The organism is Bacillus sp. NPDC060175 (genome assembly GCF_042728695.1).
In the GTDB taxonomy this organism is placed as follows: domain Bacteria; phylum Bacillota; class Bacilli; order Bacillales; family Bacillaceae_G; genus Bacillus_A.
Genome location: NZ_JBHWYR010000134.1, coordinates 1 through 7,567 on the forward strand (window position 1 = coordinate 1; position 7,567 = coordinate 7,567).

The window sequence follows — 7,567 nt, forward strand, 5'->3', positions numbered from 1 at the left end:
ATAATTATTTCACCTTATGAAGTGAAAGTTGTCTTTAACTTTTTTAGATATAATTTTTTTGAATTCGAACAATTAATATCTGAAAATTCAAATATAATCAATGTGATTTTCTGGTTTACTTATGAAAAACATAGTGTTTAAAATGAAGGGGAAGTAAGGTCCTTACATTCTATTAAAAATAAATAGAAACGAAATACGATTATTCTATCGGAAAATTTCCATCCTCGAGTGTATGCGAGAAGAAATCGTAACGTTAGTTTGTAAAACATATATGATTAAGATTGTAAAAAACAACGGTAAAGAGGTGTACGGAATGAAGAATAAAATTATGACAGGATTTTTAATAACATCAATCGTTACTGGAGCGACTATTCCTATCAATACTCTCGCAATGCCAATTGTTCAGGCAGAAACGGAGCAAGATAGTATAGATATTTCCTCATCATTACGAAAAATAGGTGCACACTCCAAGTTAACACAGACTTTTATAGATGGAGCTTTAGCAAGTCCGAATGTGCAACTTGAAGAAGTTCCATCTTTAAATACAACTCAATTTCTAATTAAACAAGATATGAAAGAGTGGTCATCAGAACTATATCCAAAATTAATTCTACTAAATTCAAAAAGTAAAGGATTTGCAACCAAATTTAATAGCTATTATCCAACATTAAAAGGATTTGTAGATAATAAGGAAGATAAAGAAGGGTTTATAGATAGACTGGAAGTTCTTCAAGATATGACTATAACAAACCAAGAAAACGTGCAACGTCAGATTAATGAGTTAACAGATCTTAAACTACAGGTAGATAAGAAACTGAAAAATCTTGATACAGATGTGGTAAAAGCACAGAGTATACTTAGCTCAGAGGGAACAGGAAAAATAGACAAGTTAAAAAATGAAATGCTAAATACAAAAAAATCAATTCAAAATGATTTACAACAAATAGCATTATTACCAGGAGCTTTAAATGAACAAGGGCTAAAGGTATTCCAAGAAATTTATAGTTTATCAAAAGATATCATTGAACCGGCTGCCCAAACAGCGGTAGCAGCGTATAACAAAGGAAAAGAAATTAACAACGCTATTGTAGAAGCAGAGAAAAAAGCAGAGCAAGAAGCAACAGAAAAGGGAAAATCAGCCTTAGAAATTGAAGTTGCCAAAAAAGAAGCACGTGAAGCGATAGAGAACAATAAAAAAGGTGAAATTGCAGCAGCTGCAGTTACAAAAACAAAAGAGTATGATCTTATGAAAGTAATTGATCCTGAAAAAATCAAAAAAACATATAGTACCTTTGCTGAAATTAATAAACTAACAGCAGAGCAACGAGCGTATTTAGATGATTTAGAGAAACAAAATCAAAAGTTATATGATTTAACAACAAAATTAACAGTAGCAGATTTACAAAAATCAATGATTCTTTTCATGCAAAATGATTTGCATACATTTGCTAACCAAGTTGATGGAGAAATTGATCTAATGAAACGCTATAAAGATGATTTGAATCTAATAAATAATAGTATTACAAAACTATCGACTGAAGTTGATACTGTTAACAATCAGTCTCAAAAAGATACATTAAGACGACTAAAAAATGTAACGAGCCAACTCGAAGAACAGGTTAATAAATTTTGATATTAAGAACTTAGGGTGAACAAAAAGATAAGAACCCAACTGAAAATAAGGAGGAGAATAAAAATGATGAAATTTCCATTTAAGGTCATAACTTTGGCCACTTTGGCAACTGTTATAACAGCTACGAATGGTAGCTCTATTCATGCACTTGCCCAAGAACAAACGGCTCAAGAACAAAAAATAGAAAACTATACGTTAGGGCCTGAAGGGCTAAAGAAAGCATTGGCTGAAACAGGCTCTCATATTCTTGTAATGGATTTGTACGCAAAAACAATGATTAAGCAACCGAATGTAAATTTATCCAATATTGATTTAGGTTCAGGAGGGGGAGAATTAATTAAAAACATTCACCTAAATCAGGAACTGTCACGAATCAATGCAAATTACTGGTTAGATACAGCGAAGCCAAATATTCAAAAGACAGCACGTAATATTGTAAATTATGATGAACAATTTCAAAATTATTACGACACATTAGTAGATACTGTGAAAAAGAAAGATAAGGTAGGCCTAAAAGAAGGTATAGGTGATTTAATCGGTACAATTCATACAAATTCAAAAGAAGTTACGGAAGTCATTAAGATGTTAGAAGCTTTCAAAACAAAGTTGTATACAAATACTGTAGATTTCAAAAATAATGTTGGAGGTCCAGATGGTCAGGGGGGCTTAACGGCTATATTAGCGGGAAAACAAGCGCTAGTCCCACAACTTCAGGCTGAAATTGAGAATCTACGTTCTACTCAGAAAGCACATTTTAATAATGTATTAGCATGGTCAATTGGTGGTGGATTGGGAGCAGCTATTTTAGTTATTGGAACGATTGCAGGAGCGGTAGTAATTGTTGTAACTGGTGGCACAGCAACACCGGCTGTTGTGGGTGGTCTTGCAGCTCTAGGAGCAGCTGGTATTGGTTTAGGAACAGCAGCTGGTGTTACGGCATCTAATCATATGAACTCCTATAACGAAATTTCTAATAAAATAGGAGAATTAAGTATGAAAGCCGATCTTGCTAACCAAGCAGTTATTTCACTTACTAACACAAAAGACACTTTAACATATTTGTATCAGACAGTTGATCAAGCAATTATGTCTCTAACAAGTATTCAGCAACAATGGAATACGATGGGGGCAAATTATAAAGATCTATATGATAATGTTGATCAAATGCAAGAACATAAACTTTCTTTAATACCTGACGATTTAAAGGCTGCTAAACAAAGTTGGAATGATATTCATAAGGATGCAGAATTCATTTCAAAAGACATTGCTTTTAAACAAGAAAAAACAAACTAAAAATCAATATATATGTATAGGAGGAATTAAAATGAATAAAAACTTTCCTTATAAACTACTTGCTGTATCGACGTTTTTAACTCTGACAACAACCACGGTAGTTTCTCCAGTGGCAGCCTTCGCAAGTGAAAGTAAAATAGAACAAACTAGTACCGAAGATATATCTCTTTCTGTAAACAGCGAAAAGATGAAAAAAGCTTTGCAAGATGCTGGGGTATTCGCAAAATCCATGAATGACTATTCTTATTTATTGATTAATAACCCAGATGTTAACTTTGAAGGAATTGATATTAAAGGGTATACAAATCTACCTAGTCAAATTCTACAAGATCAAAAAAATGCAAGAGAGCATGCTACTAAATGGGATAAGCACATAAAAAGACAACTTTTAGATACGTTGACGGGTATTGTGGAGTATGATACCAAGTTTGACAATTATTACGATACACTAGTAGAAGCCATTGATGAAGGAGATGGAGATACATTAAAAGAAGGAATTACAGATTTACAAGAAGAGATTAAACAAAACCAAGCGTATACACAGAATTTAATACAAGAATTAGCTAAGTTAAGAGATAGTATTGGAGAAGATGTTCGAGCATTTGCAGGTCATAAAGATATATTGCATTCGATTCTGAAAAACCAAGCATCTGGAATTGATGAAGATGAAAAGCGCCTAAATGAAGTTTTAGAGCAAGTAAGACATTTTAAACAAGTAGAGTCAGATGGAATAATAACTGTATCAATTCCCTCAATTCCTACGTGGATTGCTGGTGGTGTAATGATAGGGGTAGCAAGAAATAATTTAGGTACGTTAGAGCCGTTGTTAGCACAATTACGTCAGACTATAGATTATAAAGTAACATTAAATCGTGTAGTTGGTGTTGCGTATAATAATATTAATGAAATGCACAATACGATTGGATCGGCTATTAATGCACTTACCTATATGTCTGCACAATGGCATGATTTAGATTCTCAATATTCGGGAGTGCTTAGTCATATTGATAAAGCATCCCAAAAAGCGGATCAAAATAAATTCAAATTCCTAAAACCTAATTTGAATGCAGCGAAAGATAGTTGGAAAACATTAAGAGCAGATGCGTTTACATTAAAAGAAGGGATAAAAACATTAAAAATGGATCCTGTATCTTCAAAAAAATAGGGGGATACTACTTCTATTGCAAAGTTACGTAAATAATCATAAGATAATTAATCGTTTTTTTTATCAAAAAAGGCGGGGGTGTATTAAGGATTCCGTCTTTTCTTTTACATAAAGAGTAGCAATCAGGTTCAGGTACAATAAAAAATAAGATTTTTTAGGGAATAGCTTAGAAAAAATTGTGAAGGTTTAAACAAACGTGGTTACGATTGTTTAAACCTTTAAAGTTAAATAACTTTTATGAATTTCCCGTGAGATTCTAACCGTGAAATATTGAAATTCATTTACTTATTTCGCCAATTGAATACATTTATACAATTTGATGGAAGTTAAGAATACTGAATCAAAACATAATAGGTTGTTATCGATGAGTTTATCATATAAATAAAGAAAAGGAGATTATTATGGGGAAAAATAGAGTAATAGATACAGCATAAATAGCATGAATAGTTTTGGGCGTAAAAACATGAAAAAGAAAACAAAGATCCTTAAGAGTATTAAGGAAAAATGAGGGAGATAATATGGGGAATAATTCAGAACATAAAACTAGAAAAATACTTGCAGCTACTGCTACATTAACTATGCTTGCGACTGGAATGGTTTCTTCATCAGATGTCTTTGCGGAGGAAACGCAGCAGCAAAAGAATTTTTCGACATCACTGCAAGAAGAAAAGTCAGTCAAATCAGAAAATAGAACGTATACAGTCCCAGGAAAAGGGGATGTTGAGGTACTGAAACAACAGGAAAGAAAAAGTATGGCATTTAGTCCATATGAACCAACTGGTTTATATGCAAAGCCAAATGAACAAATAACGATTAATGTAGAAGGAAATCAAAATATTCAAGCATACATTGGAACGTATTCGTATGATGCTTCTTGGAGAGAAGATTCTAAAATAAAATCATTTACATTAAAACCTGGTATAAACACAATTCAATCTCCAAATGGGGGGATGATTTATTTTTATAATAAACAACAAGGTGGTACCATTCGAACAACAGTCACAACAGGTGGAACGACTACTCCTTTCTTTGAACTAGGCAAGCATACGAAACAAGATTTAATAGACATGCTGAACCAATATCCAAATGCACATGCAGTGGAGTTAAAAGGAGAACGTGTATTAATTACGGCCAGCCCTGCACGTGTTAAGAAATATTTGTTGGGTTCTAATACAGATCCTGTACAACTCTTAAAAAAGATGGATGAAGCTACTCGAATTCAAGACAAAGTAGCTGGGTTATCCGAGGAACAAGTAGATAAACATTATATTCATTACGTAGAAGAAAATCATTCTCCCGATTATTATATGTATGCAACTTCTTATCGAACTGCATATGTAGGAGAAGCAATCCAATACGTGTTAGATATTAATAAATTTATAAAAGATGGCTGGGGTCCTTGGCATGAGGCAGGACATTTGAGACAACAATCACCTTGGAAGTTTTATAATATGACAGAAGTACAAAATAATATTTACAGCCTTTCTGTAGAAAAAGCATTTACATCTAATCAACCTTTTAGATTACAACAAGAGGGTGCTTATAATAAGGCATTTCAATACTTAGAACAATCTAATAAAAATTATGACGAAATTAGTGATGCTTTTGTTAAGCTTGTTATGCTTTGGCAACTACAGTTAGCATATGGAGAGGACTTCTATCCTAAATTGCATCAATTGTATAGAGACATGCCCTCAAATGAACTTCCACAAACGGATGAAAATAAAAAGCAATTATTTATGATTTCGGCATCAAAAGTAGCCAAACAAAATTTGATTCCTTTCTTTGAGAAGTGGGGATTACGTCCAAATAATGATACCATTCAAAAAGTGGGTGCATTAGGATATCCAATTTTAACAGCAGAGATTTGGAAGGGTACGGATTCTAATCCAATTAAACCAGATATGCCTAATGTAAATAATATTTTAGAAGGAAACCAGTTTGCATGGTCGCTAAAAGGAATTAGTGATTTCGAGTTTGCTAAAATCAATTTCAATAAGTCGACAGAAGAAATGCAAGTTAACTTAAAAGCAGGCGTACCGCATCATTATTTTAATGAAACATATGCGAGTATTAAAGTGCAAAATGCATCAGGGAAAACAGTATACAATAAAGACATTTATGGAAACAAACAACAAAATGCTGAATTGCAAAAAGTTCCAGTCAAAGTAGGAGATTATATTGAGTTAACACATCTAGAAGGTGTGCATAGAGCTACTTTCACAAATGTAGACAACAGTAAACAAGAGAGCTTTGGAAAAAAAGCAATGTACGAGGTTACAAAAGAAGGCTTGAAGAAAGTAGAAAAAATGCCAGAAGCAACAATTTTAGATGGAAATCAATTTGCATGGTCGCTAAAAGGAATTAGTGATTTTGAGTTTGCTAAAATCAATTTCAATAAGTCGACAGAAGAAATGCAAGTTAACTTAAAAGCAGGCGTACCGCATCATTATTTTAATGAAACATATGCGAGTATTAAAGTGCAAAATGCATCAGGGAAAACAGTATACAATAAAGACATTTATGGAAACAAACAACAAAATGCTGAATTGCAAAAAGTTCCAGTCAAAGTAGGAGATTATATTGAGTTAACACATCTAGAAGGTGTGCATAGAGCTACTTTCACAAATGTAGACAACAGTAAACAAGAGAGCTTTGGAAAAAAAGCAATGTACGAAGTTACAAAAGAAGGTCTGAAGAAAGTAGAAAAAATGCCAGAAACAACGGTTTTAGACGGAAATAAATTTGGCTGGACCTTAAAAGGTTATAGTGATAGAGAAATCGCAAAAGTAGATTATAATAGGGCAACAGAGAAAATGCAGGTGAAGTTAGAAGCAGGCGTACCACATTCTTACTTTAATAATACGTATGCAAGTATTAAAGTACAGAATTCATCTGGTAGTGTTGTGTACAATAAGGAAATCGTGGGAAATAGACAACAAACTGCTGAAAGCCAAACCGTGCCCGTAAAAGTGGGAGATTACATTGAGTTTACCCATATAGAAGGGGAAGCAGTAAAGGAAAAGACACGCGCTACACTAACTAACCTTGAGAATAGTAAACAGGAATATATAGGTAAGAAAAGAACCTATCAAGTTACTTCTACGGGTTTATTAATAAAATAGATTAAAAGATGTCTAAAGAACATAAGTTTTTTAGACATCTTTTTTTATCCTAAAAATGTTCGGTAGGATTTTTAGGCCTAAAATATGTTCATAAATTATAACGAAATCGTTATTTGAATAGAAAAGTCCAGATGAAATTTTAATTAGATATACTTATTATTTCATCTATTTGTTTTTTTCTTATAGAGTTCAGTAAGGATCAGATAGTATTCCTTGTGCCAGCATCAGTTATTCAATCTTATGTGGGGATGTCTCAGTCTCATCAACCGAATGGTAAGAAGTCGATACCGAGAGCAGACTTTGATATTTATGGATACTTAGTAGAACAAACAGAACGAGCACTAGTTGATT

The 7,567-nt window shown here is 32.9% G+C and carries 4 protein-coding genes and 1 pseudogene; all 5 read left to right on the top strand.

The window, feature by feature from the left end:
- Positions 1-313 precede the first annotated feature (313 nt).
- Entirely contained in the window at positions 314-1,633 is a 1,320-nt protein-coding gene (gene hblC / locus ACFWDE_RS29210; RefSeq protein ID WP_016095386.1) for a hemolysin BL lytic component L2, read from the top strand.
- Between the two features lie 63 nt (positions 1,634-1,696).
- The gene (gene hblD / locus ACFWDE_RS29215; RefSeq protein WP_162617073.1) at positions 1,697-2,926 is read left to right on the top strand and encodes a hemolysin BL lytic component L1; all 1,230 of its coding nucleotides are present in this window, start codon (positions 1,697-1,699) and stop codon (positions 2,924-2,926) included.
- 31 nt (positions 2,927-2,957) lie between these two features.
- On the top strand, positions 2,958-4,091 hold the full coding sequence (gene hblA, locus ACFWDE_RS29220) for a hemolysin BL binding component B (protein ID WP_377896232.1): 1,134 nt from the start codon (positions 2,958-2,960) through the stop codon (positions 4,089-4,091).
- A 518-nt stretch (positions 4,092-4,609) separates the two neighbouring features.
- Positions 4,610-7,216 (top strand): putative mucin/carbohydrate-binding domain-containing protein, encoded by a 2,607-nt coding sequence (locus tag ACFWDE_RS29225; protein ID WP_377896233.1) that lies wholly within the window; start codon positions 4,610-4,612, stop codon positions 7,214-7,216.
- 158 nt (positions 7,217-7,374) lie between these two features.
- Positions 7,375-7,567, top strand: a pseudogene (locus tag ACFWDE_RS29230) (Holliday junction resolvase RecU); the annotation flags it as partial.